Origin of the sequence: Exiguobacterium sp. s149, assembly GCF_018618395.1 — a bacterium.
Classification (GTDB): domain Bacteria; phylum Bacillota; class Bacilli; order Exiguobacteriales; family Exiguobacteriaceae; genus Exiguobacterium; species Exiguobacterium chiriqhucha.
Map to the genome: position 1 here is coordinate 438,924 of NZ_JACSLZ010000001.1, position 17,903 is coordinate 456,826.

Annotated in this window: 17 protein-coding genes and 1 pseudogene; 4 read left to right on the top strand and 14 right to left on the bottom strand. The window is 53.6% G+C overall.

Features of this window, described 5'->3' with window-relative positions; all coding sequences use genetic code 11:
* The 4 genes from KNP81_RS02235 to KNP81_RS02250 form a co-directional block, all read right to left on the bottom strand.
* Positions 1–492 (bottom strand): hypothetical protein, encoded by a 492-nt coding sequence (locus KNP81_RS02235; protein ID WP_214717978.1) that lies wholly within the window; start codon positions 490–492, stop codon positions 1–3.
* 34 nt (positions 493–526) lie between these two features.
* On the bottom strand, positions 527–697 hold the full coding sequence (locus KNP81_RS02240) for a hypothetical protein (protein WP_214717980.1): 171 nt from the start codon (positions 695–697) through the stop codon (positions 527–529).
* Positions 698–802: 105 nt separating this feature from the next.
* Positions 803–1,810 (bottom strand): tRNA dihydrouridine synthase, encoded by a 1,008-nt coding sequence (locus KNP81_RS02245; RefSeq protein WP_214717982.1) that lies wholly within the window; start codon positions 1,808–1,810, stop codon positions 803–805.
* A gap of 87 nt (positions 1,811–1,897) precedes the next feature.
* Entirely contained in the window at positions 1,898–2,509 is a 612-nt protein-coding gene (locus tag KNP81_RS02250) for a TetR/AcrR family transcriptional regulator (protein ID WP_214717984.1), read from the bottom strand.
* 217 nt (positions 2,510–2,726) lie between these two features.
* Between KNP81_RS02250 and KNP81_RS02255 the strand changes: the two genes are divergently transcribed.
* A complete protein-coding gene (locus KNP81_RS02255; protein WP_214717987.1) occupies positions 2,727–3,686 on the top strand; it encodes a DUF5692 family protein in 960 nt (319 codons plus the stop codon).
* Between the two features lie 110 nt (positions 3,687–3,796).
* Positions 3,797–4,357, top strand: coding sequence for an AAA family ATPase (locus KNP81_RS02260; protein WP_214717989.1), 561 nt, complete (start codon positions 3,797–3,799; stop codon positions 4,355–4,357).
* A gap of 53 nt (positions 4,358–4,410) precedes the next feature.
* Here KNP81_RS02260 and KNP81_RS02265 read toward each other — a convergent pair whose 3' ends face one another.
* The 7 genes and pseudogenes from KNP81_RS02265 to gatC all read right to left on the bottom strand — a co-directional run bounded on the left by KNP81_RS02265 (position 4,411) and on the right by gatC (position 11,316).
* Positions 4,411–4,950, bottom strand: a complete 540-nt coding sequence (locus KNP81_RS02265) for a putative immunity protein (RefSeq protein WP_214717991.1) — start codon at positions 4,948–4,950, stop codon at positions 4,411–4,413.
* Positions 4,950–5,423, bottom strand: a pseudogene (locus KNP81_RS15515) (DUF7000 family protein). Before KNP81_RS15515 ends, KNP81_RS02265 begins: the two are co-directional and overlap by 1 nt.
* 184 nt (positions 5,424–5,607) lie before the next feature.
* A complete protein-coding gene (rlmD, locus tag KNP81_RS02280; protein WP_214717998.1) occupies positions 5,608–6,969 on the bottom strand; it encodes a 23S rRNA (uracil(1939)-C(5))-methyltransferase RlmD in 1,362 nt (453 codons plus the stop codon).
* 96 nt (positions 6,970–7,065) lie between these two features.
* On the bottom strand, positions 7,066–8,067 hold the full coding sequence (locus KNP81_RS02285) for a diacylglycerol kinase (RefSeq protein ID WP_128123314.1): 1,002 nt from the start codon (positions 8,065–8,067) through the stop codon (positions 7,066–7,068).
* A 61-nt stretch (positions 8,068–8,128) separates the two neighbouring features.
* Positions 8,129–9,559, bottom strand: a complete 1,431-nt coding sequence (gene gatB / locus KNP81_RS02290) for an Asp-tRNA(Asn)/Glu-tRNA(Gln) amidotransferase subunit GatB (RefSeq protein ID WP_214718001.1) — start codon at positions 9,557–9,559, stop codon at positions 8,129–8,131.
* A gap of 12 nt (positions 9,560–9,571) precedes the next feature.
* Positions 9,572–11,014 (bottom strand): Asp-tRNA(Asn)/Glu-tRNA(Gln) amidotransferase subunit GatA, encoded by a 1,443-nt coding sequence (gene gatA, locus KNP81_RS02295; RefSeq protein WP_029594953.1) that lies wholly within the window; start codon positions 11,012–11,014, stop codon positions 9,572–9,574.
* A gap of 11 nt (positions 11,015–11,025) precedes the next feature.
* Entirely contained in the window at positions 11,026–11,316 is a 291-nt protein-coding gene (gatC, locus tag KNP81_RS02300) for an Asp-tRNA(Asn)/Glu-tRNA(Gln) amidotransferase subunit GatC (RefSeq protein ID WP_021066487.1), read from the bottom strand.
* A gap of 217 nt (positions 11,317–11,533) precedes the next feature.
* On the opposite strand from gatC, the gene KNP81_RS02305 reads away from it, so the two are divergent.
* Complete coding sequence (locus KNP81_RS02305; RefSeq protein ID WP_214718003.1) at positions 11,534–13,237, top strand: methyl-accepting chemotaxis protein; 1,704 nt, start codon at positions 11,534–11,536, stop codon at positions 13,235–13,237.
* A gap of 39 nt (positions 13,238–13,276) precedes the next feature.
* Here the strand turns inward: KNP81_RS02305 and KNP81_RS02310 are convergent, their stop codons facing one another.
* From KNP81_RS02310 to KNP81_RS02320, 3 genes are all read right to left on the bottom strand, one after another.
* A complete protein-coding gene (locus tag KNP81_RS02310) occupies positions 13,277–14,650 on the bottom strand; it encodes an alanine/glycine:cation symporter family protein (protein WP_214718009.1) in 1,374 nt (457 codons plus the stop codon).
* Positions 14,651–14,879: 229 nt separating this feature from the next.
* Positions 14,880–15,317, bottom strand: coding sequence for a thioredoxin-dependent thiol peroxidase (gene bcp / locus KNP81_RS02315; RefSeq protein ID WP_214718011.1), 438 nt, complete (start codon positions 15,315–15,317; stop codon positions 14,880–14,882).
* Positions 15,318–15,329: 12 nt separating this feature from the next.
* Entirely contained in the window at positions 15,330–16,145 is an 816-nt protein-coding gene (locus KNP81_RS02320; RefSeq protein ID WP_214718013.1) for a nuclear transport factor 2 family protein, read from the bottom strand.
* 171 nt (positions 16,146–16,316) lie between these two features.
* On the opposite strand from KNP81_RS02320, the gene pruA reads away from it, so the two are divergent.
* Positions 16,317–17,861: an L-glutamate gamma-semialdehyde dehydrogenase gene (pruA, locus tag KNP81_RS02325; RefSeq protein WP_021066482.1), complete on the top strand. Its 1,545-nt coding sequence runs from the start codon at positions 16,317–16,319 to the stop codon at positions 17,859–17,861.
* Positions 17,862–17,903 lie beyond the last annotated feature (42 nt).

Sequence of the window (17,903 nt, forward strand, 5' to 3'; positions counted from 1 at the left end):
TTATGCTTTTGTCACGCGAAGGCATTCCGGCCGATCGAACCCATCTGTACCTAAAAAACTTAGCGCATCACTCGTTAACGCATCGAGCGTGATCGATTGAACGTTTGGTGCTGTCTGTTCATCGACCCACACTTTCCAAATCTCGACTTCCTCCGCCGTCTTCAAGTGGTCGGTTATATACTCGATGAGCTGTTCGGCTCTCACATCGGAATAGCGCCAACGTAACTCAACGACGTGCGGTTTTATGGAATACGCCTCGACGTTCTCCACGTCATAGTACAAGTCTCGCTTGATCTCAATCTCGTCGAGCTGCTCTTCCGACTCGACGCTCATCAAAATCTTTTCGTCACGATCGAGGTCTTCGTCGTCTGTAAGCATGTCAGGCAACACGACGCCTTTTTTGATGGCCTCGTTGATCGATAAGAACTCGATATATGGATTTTCGACTTCTTTCAGTGGTCGATCGCTCGTTATAAATTGAAATTCACTCATATTGAAACGCTCCTCCTGTTTTAATAATGGGTCGTTATCGTTTCATAGCACGGATAGAGATGAAGAGCCCAATCCAATAGCCGATAATCGAACCGATGACGATTCCATACATGGACGGAAAATTGACTAATAATGAGATAATTAGCCCGCCAGCCGTTCCAAACGCAAGGCCAAGACCGACCGCAGATTCACGCCATTCGTTCATGTTCATCCCTCCCATCCCTTCTTACGAACCAAGTGGATCAAAAGTTTCGATTCATTATCGCCACATAAAAAAGGGACCCAGTATACACTGAATCCCCGTAAAACATTATTCGACTGTCGACGCCGCCTCGGCAAGCGCCGCTTCTTCTCTATGATAGTTCTCGACGAACGCATCAAGGTGTGCCCGCACTTCGTCTGTCGATTTCGTGTCCATGAGCTTCACACGGAGGTCGCTCGCCCCGCGGAACCCTTTCACGTAAATCTTGAAGAAGCGGTGCAAGTTTGAAATCGAACGCGGCACTTCTTCTTGGAACTTGTCTTGCAAATCGAGTTGGAGACGAAGCAAGTCGAGGTACTCTTCCATCGAATGCTCACGCGGCTCTTTCTCGAACGCGAACGGGTTCTTGAAAATCCCGCGACCAATCATGACGCCGTCGACGCCATACTTCTCGACGAGTTCTAACCCCATCTGACGGTCGAGGATGTCACCGTTAATCGTGATCAGTGTGTCCGGCGCAATCTCGTCACGCAATTTGACGATATCCGGGATCATCTCCCAGTGCGCGTCGACTTTACTCATCTCGTTGCGTGTGCGCAAGTGAATCGACAAGTTGGCGATGTCTTGCTTCAAGAGATGCGTCAACCAGTCGCGCCACTCGTCGAGCTTCGCGAATCCGAGACGTGTCTTGACGCTGACTGGGATCCCACCAGCTTTCGCCGCTTGGATGAGTTCCGCCGCGACGTCAGGACGGAGGATGAGCCCGCTCCCTTTGCCGCGCTTCGCCACGTTCGGGACCGGGCAACCCATATTGATGTCGAGGCCTTTATAGCCCATCTCGGCCATCCCGATGCTCATCTCGCGGAAGTAGTCAGGATTATCGCCCCAAATGTGGGCGACCATCGGCTGTTCGTCTTCGGTGAACGTCAAGCGTCCGCGCAGGCTACCTTTCCCTTCCGGGTGGCAGTAGCTGTCCGAGTTCGCGAACTCAGTGAAAAAGACGTCAGGTCGGCCGGCATGGGCGACGACGTGGCGGAAGACGACATCGGTCACGTCTTCCATCGGGGCAAGTATAAAGAATGGACGCGGAAGGTCGCGCCAGAAGTTTTCTTTCATGTCAAATCATTCCCTTTCGTAGTCAATCCAATAAAATCACTTCATCTATCTTATTATGGACGCGGGAATGTATCAACTGACAATACTTCAAGAATCGAAACGTTGTTCATTTTCAATGATTTTAAAGAAGTGTGTAAACCCGTCCTGCAGCAAATACTCCAGTATACGATTCGTATGAACAGACTCGACGACTTGAACATTCAATAACGTTTGGAGCACCATCCCATCAATTGCCGCCATCGTCCATGCGGCGACCGCTCTCGTCGAAGGTCCGCGTTCAACGCCGTACGCTCTCACAAAGATGGCTTCGACGCGATTGATCCAATCCTCATATTTTTCCTTAAACTTATTTTGTAACTCCACATTCCCGAGCATCGCCTCATGGGCCAAATAAAACTGCAAACGGCTTTCCGCATCTTTTTTGAGTCGGTCTTGCATCCCATCGAAGATTTCTTGAATGATTTCGCGGGCCTCTTTCTTATCTTCAAGCGAGATGGTCGCGATTCGTCGAATCTCACCTAATCCTTCGTCCATCACGTCATACAGAATGGCCTCTTTCGAACTGTAATAATGATAGATCGCGCCCGTGCTAAAGCCTGCTTTTTTTGCGATTCCCCGAAGCGTCGTACCTTGAATCCCGTTTTCGATAATCGTCGCTCGCGCCGCATCTAATATCTTTTGTTTTCCTTCGTTCATCATATGCCCGACGCTCCTCACGTAATAATGGCTAATTATATCATAATGATTTGTCGGATTTATGACATGTCCCTGTGACGTACCAAATCGTATTGACATTGCTTTCATTAGTTTGTTACACTTTTCACATAAACATAACGAACGTTCGGTATGTTCAAAGACATCATCTTTTCATCGTTGCTTCATCACTATCCTTTAGAAATGAAAGGGGCGTTATCGTATGTTCTTCTTTGAGTCTATCCCTTGGTACAATGTCGTGATGTGGTTCGTCGTCTTCGGTCTATTGATCGGGTTGAATGAAATCGTCCGATCTAGCAAAAAAGCAAGCATCTTCATGTTCATGGCCGTACCAATCGCCTTGACCCCGATTTGGTTTTTCACCGCCGATCCTGAAATCACCTCATGGTTCCATTGGGTGAAAGTGTATTCAGCATTGGCCGGAAGCTTGATTTACATGGTCATCCGCTTCACCGATTACCATAAGAAGCATCCATGGTATTTGATGCTTGTCCCAGGTATTTTGGCACTTAACATCGCCGAGGCCGTCGTTCGAGAGTTCCAAGTCGGGATCATGGGATTCGAAGGGATGGTCGATGGAATGTACTACATCTCGGGCGGTTGGAACTATGTGAACGCCGTCGCAGGAATCTTGAACTTGGTCCTCATCTGCGGCTGGGTCGGGATCTTCGCGACATCTGGTAAAAAGAAAGACATGCTCTGGCCGGACCAAACGAAACTTTGGATTGTCGCTTACGGCATTTGGAACATCGCTTACGTCTATTCATGCGCACCAGGTAACGCTTTTTATTCAGGCTTCGCCTTGAACATCGCCGCGACGGTTCCCGCCTTGCTTTGGGCAAAAGGCACATGGATGCAAAACCGGGCGCAGACGCTCACATTTTGGATGATGTGGGTCATGACGTTCCCTTACTTCTTTGCTGTCGGTAGTACGTTCAATGTGAGTGTGTCCTACAATCCGGCAGCGAACTGGACGATCGCCCTGCTCAGTTTGGCACTGAACGTCGTCCTCGCCTTCTGGCAAGTGACACGGATTGTCAAATACAAACTCAATCCGTTGAAAGATGAGTTGTGGAAAGACACGAACGAATATAAAGAAATTGATGCGATGCGTGAAGACGCTGTTTCTGAACAGGAAACTGCGGCCAGTAGAGTGCTGTAAATATGAGACAGACGGACTGCGTGATAGTCCGTCTTTTTTATTTTTCACAGGACAATCGTCAATGCAATCAGAATGGTAATACAGAAAGTATTTTGGAAGGATGGATAAAGATGATCGTTTGGATCAACGGCGCTTTCGGATCAGGAAAAACGACAGCCGCCAAACAATTGCAACAGCGGTTACCGAACGCGTTTTTATATGACCCGGAACAAGTCGGCTTTTTCATTCGCGACAATCTGCCCAAAGACATGCGACTTGCCGATTTCCAACATCATCCGGAATGGCGGGCGTTCAATGTTGAGATGTTGGCGAGGATTGCCCGGTCATACGATGGCATAATCATCGTCCCGATGACGCTCGTGGACCAGCTCTACTACGATGAAATCATTGGAGCCCTACAACGTGACGGGATTCGGGTCGACCATTATATCCTCCACGCCGATAAGCGGACACTTGTAAGACGATTGAATAAGCGCTTCGAATGGTTCAATTCGTGGAGCAAGGCACAAATCGACCGCTGCCTCCACGCCTTTCATCACGACATCACACATGACAAAATCGAGACCGATCACCTTACAGTCGAACAAGTCGTCGAGGAAATCGCTAAGCGGAGCGGCTTGACCCTACTAGCCTCACAACGCAGTCTCTTCGTACGCGCGTTCCGGTCATGACAAAGTAAAAATCCTTCAATCCACGATCGAAGGGTTCATTCTTGAGAAGTCTTTTAGTCATTCATCATGAACGTAGCCCATTCATACTCAGAAGTATGCGCGCGCCAAGATTCAATCCGCTCCATATAGTGCTTCACGCGCGCTTCGACGATTGGTTGACACACCCGTACACCGTGACGATGAACGAGTGCAGTCAGCTCATAGATTGGAAAACCTAGTGCGTGCCCTGGAGTATGAACGACGCTGCAAGCTTGTCCGATGGCGTGGCACAAGGCTTGATCCTCAAGCGAATCAATTTCTTTCGCCACAGCATGGGCCTGCAAAATCGCTTGTTTTGCGACGGGCATCTTCACGTTGCCCGCAGCCCACGCTCTAGACAATTGGACTGCGGTTTTCAGTCTCGTTTCATCCGGGTAGCGCTCAGATAGCGCTTGAACGGCCTCATCGGCCAACTCAAACGCCCATAACGCCAGCGTGCGCCGGTTTTGTCCGTGAATCATCGTATTCAAATCGGTTAGAAGCACACTGTCTTTCGCAAATAAAAGTTGATTGCCTCGTTTCAGTCTCTGTTCTACTTCGGTCATCCAATCCATCAGCGCCCTCCCTCAATCGTTGTTTCCACATCTTGAATGAACCGTTCGACTTCCCGCTCAATCAATTCAGCCAACTGCTCCGGCTCATCAAAATTTGGCGTTGGCGTCAACGTCCGCTCGATGATGGCATCTCGGTTTTGGTCATCATGGAAACCCGAGATTGCTTGGAAAGTTGTCGCGTACTGTTCAGTTAACATCCGATTGCGAGCGGACAACTATACTTTAAACTGCCCGGTCGCATGGAGATAGACGACGGCGATTTTCAGTCCGTGCTCCTTCAAACGTGATGTGTTCACAGCGACATACGACATATCCATATAGCCCGGGTAGAGACCGCTCACCTCGTATCCGCTCTTCATGAAGCGAGATTTCAACCGTCCCATGAACTCAAGGATGCTTCGATACGCAAGCGGTACGTCGCCTTGTTGGACGGTCGATGTGTACACTCGAATCCACGCATTCAATGATTTCAAACCGAGTTTCCTCCTTCGGAAATCAAGTTTATAACTAGTCCCATCTCCATATGGCGGTCAATCGTTATCCTATTCCCTTGTTCACGCTGAATGATGACAACACTTCTTCATCACGTCCTAGTTTCTAAACAAATGTACAAAAAAACCTTCGAAGTTTACATCCGAAGGTTCATCTACATTCAGCTTATTCCACTTTTTCTAACCACGCCACCGTCTCCACATGCGCCGTATGCGGGAACATGTCGACTGGGGTGACTTCGACTAATTTGTAGCCACGGTCGGCGAGGTAACGCATATCGCGCGCTTGCGTCGCGACGTTACACGACACGTAAACGATCCGCTTCGGTGCCATCTCGACCATCGTCTCGAGGAACGACTCGGCACAACCTTTACGCGGCGGGTCGACGACGATGACGTCCGGATTGATGCCATCCTTCTTCCACTGTGGCAACACATCTTCTGCCGCGCCACACGCGTACGTCACGTTGTCGATTTCATTGACAAGCGCGTTCTGTTTCGCGTCCTCGATCGCTTCCGGTACGACTTCGACGCCGTACACGTGCGCCGCTTTCCGGGCGAGGAACAGACTGATCGTCCCGATGCCGCAATAGGCGTCGACGACTTGTTCGGTCCCAGTCAGTTGCACGTATTCGAGCGCCTTGCCGTACAGTTTCTCCGTCTGGACCGGGTTGACCTGGAAGAACGAGTGCGGAGAAATCGTGAACGTCAGTCCACCAATCTTGTCCTCAATCGTCTCATGGCCATATAACAATTTGTTCGTCGACCCCAAGATGACGTTCGTCTTGTCCGGGTTGACGTTTTGCATGATTGACGTCACGTCCGGCAGACGCTTCAAGATGTCGGCGACAATCTCGTTGACGCCTTTGATTTTCGTCGTCTTCGTGATGAGGACGAGCATCAATTCACCCGAATGATACCCGTAACGGGCCATGACGTGGCGGATGACGCCGCGTCCTGTCTTCTCATCGTACGCCGGCACGCCGTGCGCCGCGAGCACGTCACGGACGACTTGGACGGCCTCATCGTTGCGTTCGTCTTGGATGAGACATTCCTTCATCTCGACGATATCGTGCGAACGTGGACGATAGAAACCGGCGACGAGGCGACCGGCCTCGTCTTTGAACGGCACTTGTGCCTTGTTGCGGTAACGCCATGGTTCCGGCATGCCGATTGTCTCGTGGACAGGCACATCGAATTGGCCAAGTCGCTTCAACGCATCGACGACACGGTCCCGTTTTTGACGGAGCTGGCCGTCGTAACTGAAGTGTTGGAGCTGACAGCCCCCGCACTGATAGAAAATCGGGCACGGTGGCTCGACGCGGTCCGCACTCGCTTCTTTCACATCGAGCAAGCGGGCGAACCCGTACTGTTTATTCGTCTTCGTCACGACGATTTCCACGGTCTCTCCCGGAAGTGCGTTCGGGACGAACAGCGTATAACCGTCGACGCGTGCCACGCCCGCGCCCTCATGCGTGAGATCGTGGATGTGGACATCGAGACGGTCATTCTTTTGGACTGGTAACATGAGTCTCTCCTTTCCCGATTCAAAAAATAGTGTGTATTGGTTCATACCCGTTCCAAGCGAACGAAAAGCTCGGCGTGTGCGCCACGCCGAGCCGAATCATTCTGCTTTCTCGTTCGCTACGTTGAACAGCTGTTTAATCATCTGTTCGCGTTCATACTGGGCGTTCAAGTCTTCCATCTCACGGATGCGCGCGTTTGGTGCGAGCACCGTCAAGTGACGGAACAAGTTTCGCATCTCGCCCGTGCATTCGCCGCCGTATTCACCGTCGATGTTGAGACTCATCCGTTCCGTCGTCGTCTTCATCTTGACGCGTCCCGTCTTGACGTGCTCGACGAGCGGACTCGACAAGTGCTCACCACGGAGCAACAAACGGACGACGTGAATGAACTCGAACAAGTTACACTTGCGCAAGATGAACAAGTCGAACAGTCCATCGTTTAATGACGCGTGTGGTGAAATCTTCTCAAAGCCACCGACCGAGTTCGAGTTCGACGTGAGGAAAATCATGACCTCGCCACTGAACGTGCCCTCGTCGTGCTCGAGCTCGATATACGTCGGCTTGATGAGTGGAAGTTTCTCCATCCCTTTGACGTAATAGGCGAGCTGACCGAGTGCCGTCTTCAGTTTCGATGGGACCTCATACGACAGCTCCGTCATGATACCGCCCCCGGCGATATTGATGAAGTAATGGATGTCGCCTTTCTCCCCTTCAATCTCACCGAGGTCGACCGGCATCTCGAATCCGTCACAGATGACGTCGAGGGCACCGACGACGTTGAGCGGAATCCGCATCGCTCGGGCAAAGTCGTTCGTCGTTCCGACTGGGATGAGCCCGATCGTCGGACGCGTGTCGAGCGGGGCGAGTCCCGAGATAACCTCGTTCAGCGTCCCGTCCCCACCAGCCGCGATAATCAAGTCGAACTCGGCCTCCGCGGCTCGAACGGCTTCGAGCGTCGCGTCGCCGATTGCTTTCGTCGCGTACGTCGACGTCTCATAACCCGCATCCTCGAGGCGGTTCAAAATGTACGGGAGTTCCCGTTTGATCACTTCTTTTCCAGATGTCGGGTTATAGATGACCCGTGCGCGTTTTCGTTGCATACTATTCTCTCCCCATGCTCAAGTCGAGCGAAAAGCGAGACACAAGTGCCTGGCCGCTTGTTTAGCGTTTGGCAATCTCTTCGTGGAACAAGCCATCGAGGAGTGCCGGGTTCGCCATCCCTTTCGTCTGCTTCATGATCTGCCCGATGATAAAGCCTTTGGCACGGTCTTTCCCGTTTTTAAAGTCTTCAATCATCTGCGGATGCGCTTCGAACAAGTCGAGGATGTAGCCGCGGAGCAAGTTCTCGTCCGAGATTTGGGCGAGACCGTTCGCTTCGACGTACGCCTTCGGCTCGGCGCCTTCTTCGATCATGGCTGTGAACACGCGTTTGGCAATCTTCGAAGAAATTGTACCTTCTCCAATCAAACGAATCAACTCCGCGAGCGAGCTCGGCGTCAATTTCATCGTCTCAATCGTATCGTCCGATTTGTTCAAGTGACCGAGCACTTCGCCCATGAGCCAGTTCGCGGCCGCTTTCGGTTCGGCACCGGCTGCCGTCGTCGCTTCGAAGAAGTCCGAGAACTCCCGCGTCGACGTGAGCGCCTTGGCGTCATACGCCGACAGGCCATAGTTATTCATATAACGTTCGCGACGTGCGACCGGAAGTTCCGGAAGCGTGGCGCGGATGCGTTCTTTCCATTCCTCATCGATTTCGAGACGGACGAGGTCCGGCTCTGGGAAGTAGCGGTAATCGGCCGCTCCTTCTTTGACACGCATAAGAATCGTCTTCTTCGCCGCCTCGTCAAAACGGAGCGTCTCTTGACGCATGATGCCGCCCGTGATGAGCAGTTTGCGGTGACGGTCTTCCTCGTACTCGAGCGCCTTCAAGACGTTCGAGAACGAGTTCAAGTTTTTGAGCTCCGTCTTCGTTCCGAACGGCTCTTGACCGAACGGACGGACCGAGATGTTACAGTCGCAACGAAGCGACCCTTCTTCCATCTTGACGTCCGAGACGCCCGCGAACGAGAGCACTTCTTTCAAGCGCTCGAGGTACGCGACAGCATCTTTCGGTGAACGCATGTCAGCCTCACTGACGATCTCGATGAGGGGTGACCCAGTCCGGTTGAAGTCGACGACCGAGTGTTTCTCGCCCGTGTGGTTCATCTTCCCGGCATCTTCCTCGAGATGGACGCGTTCGATGCGGAACCGCTTCATCTCACCGTCGACTTCGACATCGACGTGACCGTTGAAACCGATTGGCTGGTCGAACTGCGAGATTTGGTACGCTTTCGGCGTATCCGGATAGAAGTAGTTCTTGCGGTCAAATTTCGTATCGGTCGCGATTTCGCAGTTGAGTGCCATCGCGGCCTTGATGGCGAGATTGACCGCCTCTTCGTTCAATTTAGGCAAGACGCCCGGGTGTCCGAGACAAATCGGACACGTCTGTGTATTCGTTTCGGCACCGTATGTGCGCGAGCAGCCACACCAAATCTTCGACTTCGTGCTCAGCTCGGCGTGCACCTCGATCCCGATGATCGTTTCAAAGTTCATCGTACGTCCTCCTTAGAGCTGTGGCATCTTGAAACCGCCGTTTGCTTGTTCAAAAGCATGGGCCACGCGGTAGAGTGTTGGTTCACTGAAATGGTTCCCGATGATCTGTAAACCGACCGGGAGGCCTTCTGACAAGCCAGCCGGTACCGAGATGGCCGGGATACCCGCCAAGTTGACCGGAATCGTCATAATATCGTTGGCATACATCGTGAGCGGATCTTCGAGCTGGTCACCGAGTTTGAACGCGACCGTCGGCGCAGTCGGTCCGATAATCGCATCGTAGTCGGCGAACACGTTCGCGAAGTCTTGCTTCATGAGCGTGCGGACCTGTTGCGATTTCTTATAGAAGGCATCGTAATAACCCGAGCTGAGTGCGTACGTCCCGAGCATGATGCGGCGTTTCACTTCTTCCCCGAAACCTTGTTCGCGCGAATACGTGAACACTTCTTCGAGCGCATCAGCCTCGGCACGGCGCCCGTAACGGATGCCGTCAAACCGGGCGAGGTTCGAAGACGCTTCTGATGACGCGAGCAAGTAGTATGTCGGGAGCGCATATTTCACCGTCGGAAGCGAGACCTCCTCGACCGTCGCACCTAGCGACTTGAGCGTCTCGACCGCTTCTTCAATCTGTTTGCGGACACCGTCTGACACACCTTCGGCCATGAACTCTTTTGGAAGCGCGAGCTTCATGCCTTTAATGTCGCCGTGAAGCGATTTCGTGTAATCCGGAAGGTCGACCGTTGCTGACGTCGAGTCCATGTCGCAATGACCGGCAATCGCGTTCAACAAGTAGGCGTTATCTTCGACCGTACGTGTGAGCGGACCGATTTGGTCGAGCGACGAGGCGAATGCGACGAGGCCGTAACGTGAGACGAGACCGTACGTCGGTTTCATCCCGACGACGCCACAATAGGCCGCCGGTTGACGAATCGAGCCACCCGTATCCGAGCCGAGGCTAAACAGGACTTGGCCGGCCGCGACCGTTGCCGCTGAACCGCCTGACGAACCGCCTGGTACGCGCGTTGGGTCCCACGGGTTACGGACGACTTTGAACGCCGAGTTCTCGTTTGATGAACCCATCGCGAACTCGTCCATGTTCAACTTCCCGATTGTGACGGCACCGGCGTCATGGAGACGCTCGACGACCGTCGCGTCATGGGCCGGGACAAAGTTCTCGAGGAACTTCGAGGCACACGTCGTGCGTGTCCCTTTCGTGACGATGTTGTCTTTGACGCCAATCGGCAAACCGAAGAGCGGGTTGTCCGAGGTCTTGGCGAGCTCGTCCATCCGTTTCGCCTGTTCGAACGCGTCTTCGTTGAGCGTCAAGAAGGCACCGATTTTCTCGTCGGTCGCCTCGATGCGGTCAAATGATTCTTTGACGAGGTCGGATACCGTGACTTCGCCTTCTTTTATAAGCGTATGCAGCTTGGCTACACCGTGATCAAATAAACTCATGAAGGGCCTCCTTATTCAAAGACCGCTGGGACACGGACTTGGCCGTTCTCCCAATCAGGTGCCATCCGTTCGACTTCCTCGCGTGGAAGTGAAGGACGAACCTCGTCTTTGCGTAGTACGTTTTTCAAATCTAGGGCATGGGTCGTCGGGATGACGCCCGTCGTATCGAGTTCATCGAGTTGCTCGGCGAACTCGAGGATTTTTGTCAATTGCTCCGTGAAGTGCGTCACTTCATCTTCTGTGATCGCAAGTCGGGCGAGTCCGGCGACGTGCCGAACTTCAGCTTCTGTGATTCGAGCCAAAGGTTCCACCTCCAACAGTTTTCAATACATCGTCCATTATCATACCACTTTTTTATAAGACAAAAAAGAAAATCCCATCTCTCCAAGGAGGAACGATTTTTTGAAAAGTTAGGGAATCCGCCCACACTATTGACTCGTTTCCCAAAACCCCTATTCGGTCCGCCCTCCAATCTCATTATGCTTAGGAGGAAGCATCATTTTTTCGAGGGGGATTCCTATGTCAATTCGTAACAAACTGATCGTCGCCTTCACCGTCTTGCTCGTGTTGCTGCTCGGGGTGAGCGGCTACTCGTTTTATGCGTTGAACGCGTCCAAGGCCGCCCAGCAAGATATGAACGTCTCGTGGGTTCCAGGGATGGATCAAATCCATCTCGTCGATAAACAGCTGCTCGAGATTCGTCAACAGATGATGCGCCACGCCTTGGTTGAGGACGAGGTGACGAAGCAAAATGTCGAAACGAACCTCGACACGGGCATCACGATTCTCGAGCAACAGATGAGCGGTTATGAGTCGACGATCATCACGAAAGCCGATCAGGAGCTGTTCGATCAAGCGACAGATCAATGGACGACATTTAAAACGAATATCGAGGAGCTCATCCGCATCTCGAACGCGGACGGTCAAGCCGCGGCCGACACCTATATCCGGGATACGGCGACACCGGCCGCCGACGCCCTCTCGAACACGCTCGGTCTGCTCGTCAACTTGAACCGCGATGAGATTCGGTCTGACACGGAAGCTGGTCAGGCATTGTTCGAGCAAGTCCAGCTCACGCTCATCATCATCATGGCCGCGGCAATCGTCTTCACGGTGCTCATGATGCTGTTCATCTTCCGCTCGATTTTCGAGCCGCTCAAAGAGTTCAAAGTGAAGATGCGGGAGCTGGCCACGAGCGAAGGCGACTTGACGACGGCTATCCCGGTGAAGCGCCGCGACGAGTTCTCGGGACTCGCCCGCGACTTCAACCAGTTCCTCGCCAATCTCCGGCAATTGATTTTACAAGTGAACGGTGTGTCTCACGGGGTGACCGAACAGTCGGCACGCATGTATGACGAGCTGCGCGAGCTCGACACATACATGACGACGACGGCCGCCACGACCGAAGATTTGACGGCCGGGATGCAACAGACGGCCGCGAGCGCCCAAGAGATGAACGCGTCGGCTTCTGACATGGAACGGACGCTCCACAACATCGTGACGATGGCTGCCGAGCGCAAAGTCGAGGCCGAGCAAGTCGATGCCCGCGCCGTCGCCCTGCGCGACCATGCCGTCGAGGCGAAAGCATCAGCGCTCCACGTCCTCTCGTCGACACGTGTCAACTTGGAGAAGGCAATGCAAGACGCCAAAGCCGTCCGGGAAATCGCGACGCTCACGAACGACATTTTAGACATCGCCGCCCAGACGAACCTTTTGTCGTTGAACGCTTCGATCGAAGCCGCTCGGGCCGGTGAGGCGGGACGCGGGTTCGCCGTCGTCGCCGATGAGATTCGGAAACTGGCCGAGACGAGCCGGACGACCGTCGAACGGATTCAAGCCATCTCGACGACCGTGCTCCACTCCGTCGACCATTTGAACGACACGTCGAGCGAGATGCTCCATTTCCTCGATACGAATGTGTTGAAGGATTACGACCAGCTCGAAGAGGCGGCCGAGCATTATAGCGAAGACGCCGGCCGGTTCGAAGCGACCGCCTCAGAGTTCGCCGTCGCCGCCGTCGAACTCGAGCAATTGACGTCGAATATGATCGGGGTCATCCAAGATGTGGCCGTCACGGTTAACAACGGCGCGCTCGGCACACAGGAGATCGCCGAGAAAGTGACGATGTCGGTCGACCGCTTCAGCGAGTTGAACCGCGCCACCGAGGCATCCCAACAGAAGATGGATGAGTTGAACGCGTTGATCGGTCAATTCAAAGTATGACAAAAGGAAGCGTCCTCGCATGAGGATGCTTCCTTTTGGTTAAGCGGCTTGCCGCAGTTCTTTTTGCCGTTCGAGCTCGAAACGCTTCGTCTCGGCGACGACGACACCCGACAAGAACAAGAGACCAATCAAGTTCGGAATCGCCATCAGTCCGTTGAAGACGTCCGAGATGGCCCAAATCAGATTCAAGTTCGTCGTCATCGCGCCGAGTCCGGCGACGAGGATATAGACGACACGATACGGGACGATCGACCGTTCACCGAGCAAGTAATAGACCGAGCGCTCCCCGTAGTAACACCAACCGATGACCGTCGAGAAGGCGAAGAAAACAAGTGACACCGTGACGATGATTTCCCCGATTGGACCGAGGAAGTATGCGAATGACGCTTGCGTCAACTCGATGCCTTGCAGCCCGCTCGTATACTGACCGCTCATGACGATCGTCAAGCCTGTGATCGAACAGACGATGAGCGTATCAATCAATACTTGCGTCATCGAGACGAGCGCTTGCCGTCCCGGGAAATCGGTCTTCGCGGCAGCGGCTGCGATTGGTGCCGAGCCGAGGCCCGCCTCGTTCGAGAATACGCCGCGTGCGACCCCATAACGGATGGCGGCACCGAGCGCCCCGCCGCCGATGGCTTCCGCGCTGAACGTGCTCGAGAAGATGGTCGCGAATGCCGACGGAATCAACTCGAAGTTCATGACGAGAATGACGAGACCCCCGCCGACATATCCGATAATCATGACCGGCACGAATACGCCGACGACTTTGCCGATCGATTTGACGCCACCGAGGATGACGAATCCTGTCAGCACCATGAGCACGATGCCCGTTACGAGCATCGGAATCCCGAATGACGTGTTGAGCGCCATACTGATCGAGTTCGTCTGGACGCCGTTGCCGATACCGAACGCGGCGATCGCCGCGAACAAGGCAAACGTCATACCGAGCCACTTCTTCTTTAAGCCGTGCTCCAAGTAATACATCGGTCCACCGGCAATCTCGCCCCGCTCATCGACGACACGATATTTGACGGCGAGAATCGCCTCGGCGTACTTCGTCGCCATCCCGATGAAACCAGAAAGCCACATCCAGACGATGGCGCCCGGTCCCCCCAGGACGACCGCCGTCGCGACACCGACCATGTTCCCGGTCCCGACCGTGGCCGCGAGCGCTGTCATGAGCGCCTGGAAGTGCGAGATGTCCCCGCGTTGCGTTTTCTGTTTTTCCGCCTCCGCTCCCGTTTTCGGTTTCGGGAGAAATGCTTCTTTCAACCCGAACCCGAGCCGCGTCACTTGGATGAAGCCGAGCCGGAACGTCAAATAGACGCCCGTCCCAATCAGTAAAATGAGGAGATGTGGTCCCCAGACGAGGTTGGATAGACTCGTCACCCATGATTCAAATTGCTGCATACGCTTATGCCCCCTATGTATATCTCATGTTCACCGTTCCTTCATATTTTTCAGAACATTCTCAACTTCGTCAAGTTGACAAATGAGCCAAACATCTGATACCAGCGTAATACTTTCGTAATATACCTCTCTAACCTATTGAAACACCTCGATTCCGATTTTAGTATTTGAAATAAATTTGTAATGCGAGACGTACAAAAAACGGCCCCCATAAGGAAGCCGTCCTGCCTCATTTTGTGAGCGCCGCGACGACCTCGTCGACGTGCCCGTTCACTTTCACACTACGCCATTCCTGTTCGATATAGCCGTCCTCGTTGATGAGGAACGTCGAACGGACGATGCCGTAGTACTCTTTCCCGTAATTCTTTTTCAATTGCCAGACGCCGTATAGTTCCGACACCTCATGCGTATCATCGACGAGCAAATCGAACGGGAGCTCGTGTTTGGCGATAAAGTTTTGGTGCTTCTTCTGGCTGTCAGCCGAGATACCGATGACGACGGCCCCGTTCAGTCGCGGTGTCGCGTCGCGGAAGTCACACGCCTCGGTCGTACAACCCGGCGTCGCGTCCTTCGGATAGAAATAAAGAACGACTTTCTGTCCACGATAGTCCTCGAGCGAGACCATGTCCCCGTTTTGGTTCGGTAATGTGAATGTCGGTGCTAACATATGATTTCCTCCTTATCCGAACGACGGGTCGACGAGGTTCTCGTCATACCCATCGATCGCTTGTTCTAATTTTTGTTTGAGCGGTTCGAGCGACTCGAGATACTCGACCGGGTCTTCTGTTGCAGCGGCCTTTTTAAGTGCTGCCTCATTGTCGGTATACCACGTCCGGTACGCCTCGAAGTAGTCGGCCATCGTGTCTTGATTCTCCGGCACGGTGAGCGTCTCCGCCATGAGCAAGAAGACGTTATTGTCGGCCTCGAGCGCGACGTAGTCGGTCTGGGCGTTCACTTGGTCATAAATCGGGCCGGCCTCGTCTTCCGGCACTTCGGCGAGTCGCGCGTTTGCCTCTGCGTTCACGCCATACTCATTCGCCTCGATGCCGGTCAACATGTCGCCGACCTCCCCAATCACATCGGCCGGGATGAGGGCCGGGGTGACGACGAGTTTCCAGTCCTCACCGTCTTTGATGGCGACTTTCGACAGTCGGTTCGGCAGTTCGTTGCCGTCCGCATCCTCCATCTCGTGGACGATGAACGCGACGTCCCCGTCCTCGTTCACCCAGCTCTCGTACATATCGCCCGGTGTGAGATCACGCATCTCAGCACCAGTCGCCGGAATGTCGGTCAATTCGCCCGCATAGTCGATGTCGGCGAGAGCTTCCGCATCCCCGCTTTCGAGCGCTTGTTGGTATGACGTATACAACGTCTCGACCTCTTCCGGGAGCGGCGCTTTCGTCTCTTCGGCTGCCTGTTCCGTCGGTGCTTCGTCCGCCGTCCCGCATCCCGCGAGCAACACGGTCAGCGCGAGCGGCATTAACCACTTGTACATTCAATCATTCCCTTCGCAAGTCGTCCTGTACCCTCATCCTACCACGACTCGATTTCGAGCGAAAACGACACGCTTTTCTGGAAAATTGTTTCACTAGGATTTCACTAGGTTTTTCGATACAATACAGACGTAAGCGCTTCAATATACGATCACTTTTAAGGGGGAACGAGAATGATTCCATACAAACATGAACCATTCACAGACTTTACAAACAAAGAGAACGCCGCAGCTATCCAAGCGGCGATCGAGAAAGTCAACGGTGAGCTCGGAAAAGACTATCCGCTCGTAATCGGTGGGGAGAAAGTGACGACGGAAGGCAAAATCACGTCTTACAACCCGGCCAATAAAGAAGAAGTCATCGGTCACGTCTCGAAAGCGAACCAAGAGCTCGCGGAGCGTGCGATGCAAGAAGCGCTCACAGCGTTCGACTCATGGCGCCATGTCGACCCGGCCGTCCGTGCCGACGTCTTGTTCAAAGCGGCGAACATCGTCCGCAAGCGCAAGCACGAGTTCTCGGCTTACCTCGTCAAAGAGGCAGGCAAGCCTTGGAACGAAGCGGACGCGGATACAGCGGAAGCCATCGATTTCATGGAGTACTATGCACGTCAAATGCTCGAGCTCAAACCAGGCAAGAAAGTCGAGAGCCGCCCGGGCGAATATAACCGCTATGACTACATCCCACTCGGGGTCGGGATCGTCATCAGCCCTTGGAACTTCCCGTTCGCAATCATGGCAGGGACGGCCGTTGCGGCCATCGTTGCCGGTAACACGATCCTCTTGAAACCAGCATCGACGACACCGATCGTCGCTGCGAAATTCGTCGAGGTCATGGAAGAAGCAGGTCTTCCGAAAGGTGTCCTCAACTTCATCCCAGGACCAGGCGCAGAAGTCGGTGACTATCTCGTCGACCATCCAAAGACTCGCTTCATCAGCTTCACAGGTTCACGTGACGTCGGCTTGCGCATCAACGAGCGTGCCTCGAAATTGAACGACGGCCAAATCTGGCTCAAACGCGTCATCGCAGAGATGGGCGGAAAAGATACGATCGTCGTCGACGAATCAGCGGACCTCGAACTCGCGGCCCAGTCAATCGTCAAATCGGCGTTCGGCTTCTCTGGTCAAAAATGTTCGGCATGTTCGCGCGCCGTCATCGTCGACAGCGTCTATGACACAGTACTTGATCGCGTCGTCGAATTGACGAACGAACTCTCGGTCGGCAACACGGAGCAAAACGAACACTTCATGGGACCGGTCATCGATGCGGCCGCGTTCAAGAAGATCACGTCGTACTTCGACGTCGCCAAAGAAGAAGGCAAAATCGTTGCCGGCGGTAAAGCTGACGACTCGACAGGTTACTTCATCGAGCCGACGGTCGTCGCTGACGTCGCACCGAAAGCACGCCTCATGCAAGAAGAAATCTTTGGACCGATCGTCGCCTTCACGAAAGCGAAAGACTTCAAAGAAGCGATTGACATCGCCAACAACACGGAATACGGCTTGACGGGTGCCGTCCTCACGCGTGACCGCTCGAACCAAGAGTACGCGCGTCAGAACTTCCACGTTGGGAACTTGTACTTCAACCGTGGTTGCACAGGCGCCATCGTCGGCTATCAGCCGTTCGGCGGGTTCAACATGTCAGGGACAGACTCGAAAGCAGGCGGACCGGATTATATCCAGCTCCACATGCAAGCAAAAACGACGTCTGAGACGTTCTAATCCAAAAGCCCGGCTCATCTGAGCCGGGCTTTTGTCTGGAAT

Coding starts and splice junctions, on each gene's coding strand:
- pruA (WP_021066482.1), top strand. CDS start 16,317: ATGATTCCATACAAACATGAACCATTCACAGACTTTACAAACAAAGAG.
- KNP81_RS02260 (WP_214717989.1), top strand. CDS start 3,797: ATGATCGTTTGGATCAACGGCGCTTTCGGATCAGGAAAAACGACAGCC.
- KNP81_RS02255 (WP_214717987.1), top strand. CDS start 2,727: ATGTTCTTCTTTGAGTCTATCCCTTGGTACAATGTCGTGATGTGGTTC.
- KNP81_RS02310 (WP_214718009.1), bottom strand. CDS start 14,650: ATGCAGCAATTTGAATCATGGGTGACGAGTCTATCCAACCTCGTCTGG.
- KNP81_RS02250 (WP_214717984.1), bottom strand. CDS start 2,509: ATGATGAACGAAGGAAAACAAAAGATATTAGATGCGGCGCGAGCGACG.
- KNP81_RS02285 (WP_128123314.1), bottom strand. CDS start 8,067: ATGCAACGAAAACGCGCACGGGTCATCTATAACCCGACATCTGGAAAA.
- KNP81_RS02320 (WP_214718013.1), bottom strand. CDS start 16,145: ATGTACAAGTGGTTAATGCCGCTCGCGCTGACCGTGTTGCTCGCGGGA.
- KNP81_RS02235 (WP_214717978.1), bottom strand. CDS start 492: ATGAGTGAATTTCAATTTATAACGAGCGATCGACCACTGAAAGAAGTC.
- gatA (WP_029594953.1), bottom strand. CDS start 11,014: ATGAGTTTATTTGATCACGGTGTAGCCAAGCTGCATACGCTTATAAAA.
- KNP81_RS02305 (WP_214718003.1), top strand. CDS start 11,534: ATGTCAATTCGTAACAAACTGATCGTCGCCTTCACCGTCTTGCTCGTG.
- KNP81_RS02245 (WP_214717982.1), bottom strand. CDS start 1,810: ATGAAAGAAAACTTCTGGCGCGACCTTCCGCGTCCATTCTTTATACTT.
- KNP81_RS02265 (WP_214717991.1), bottom strand. CDS start 4,950: ATGGATTGGATGACCGAAGTAGAACAGAGACTGAAACGAGGCAATCAA.
- rlmD (WP_214717998.1), bottom strand. CDS start 6,969: ATGTTACCAGTCCAAAAGAATGACCGTCTCGATGTCCACATCCACGAT.
- gatB (WP_214718001.1), bottom strand. CDS start 9,559: ATGAACTTTGAAACGATCATCGGGATCGAGGTGCACGCCGAGCTGAGC.
- KNP81_RS02240 (WP_214717980.1), bottom strand. CDS start 697: ATGAACGAATGGCGTGAATCTGCGGTCGGTCTTGGCCTTGCGTTTGGA.
- bcp (WP_214718011.1), bottom strand. CDS start 15,317: ATGTTAGCACCGACATTCACATTACCGAACCAAAACGGGGACATGGTC.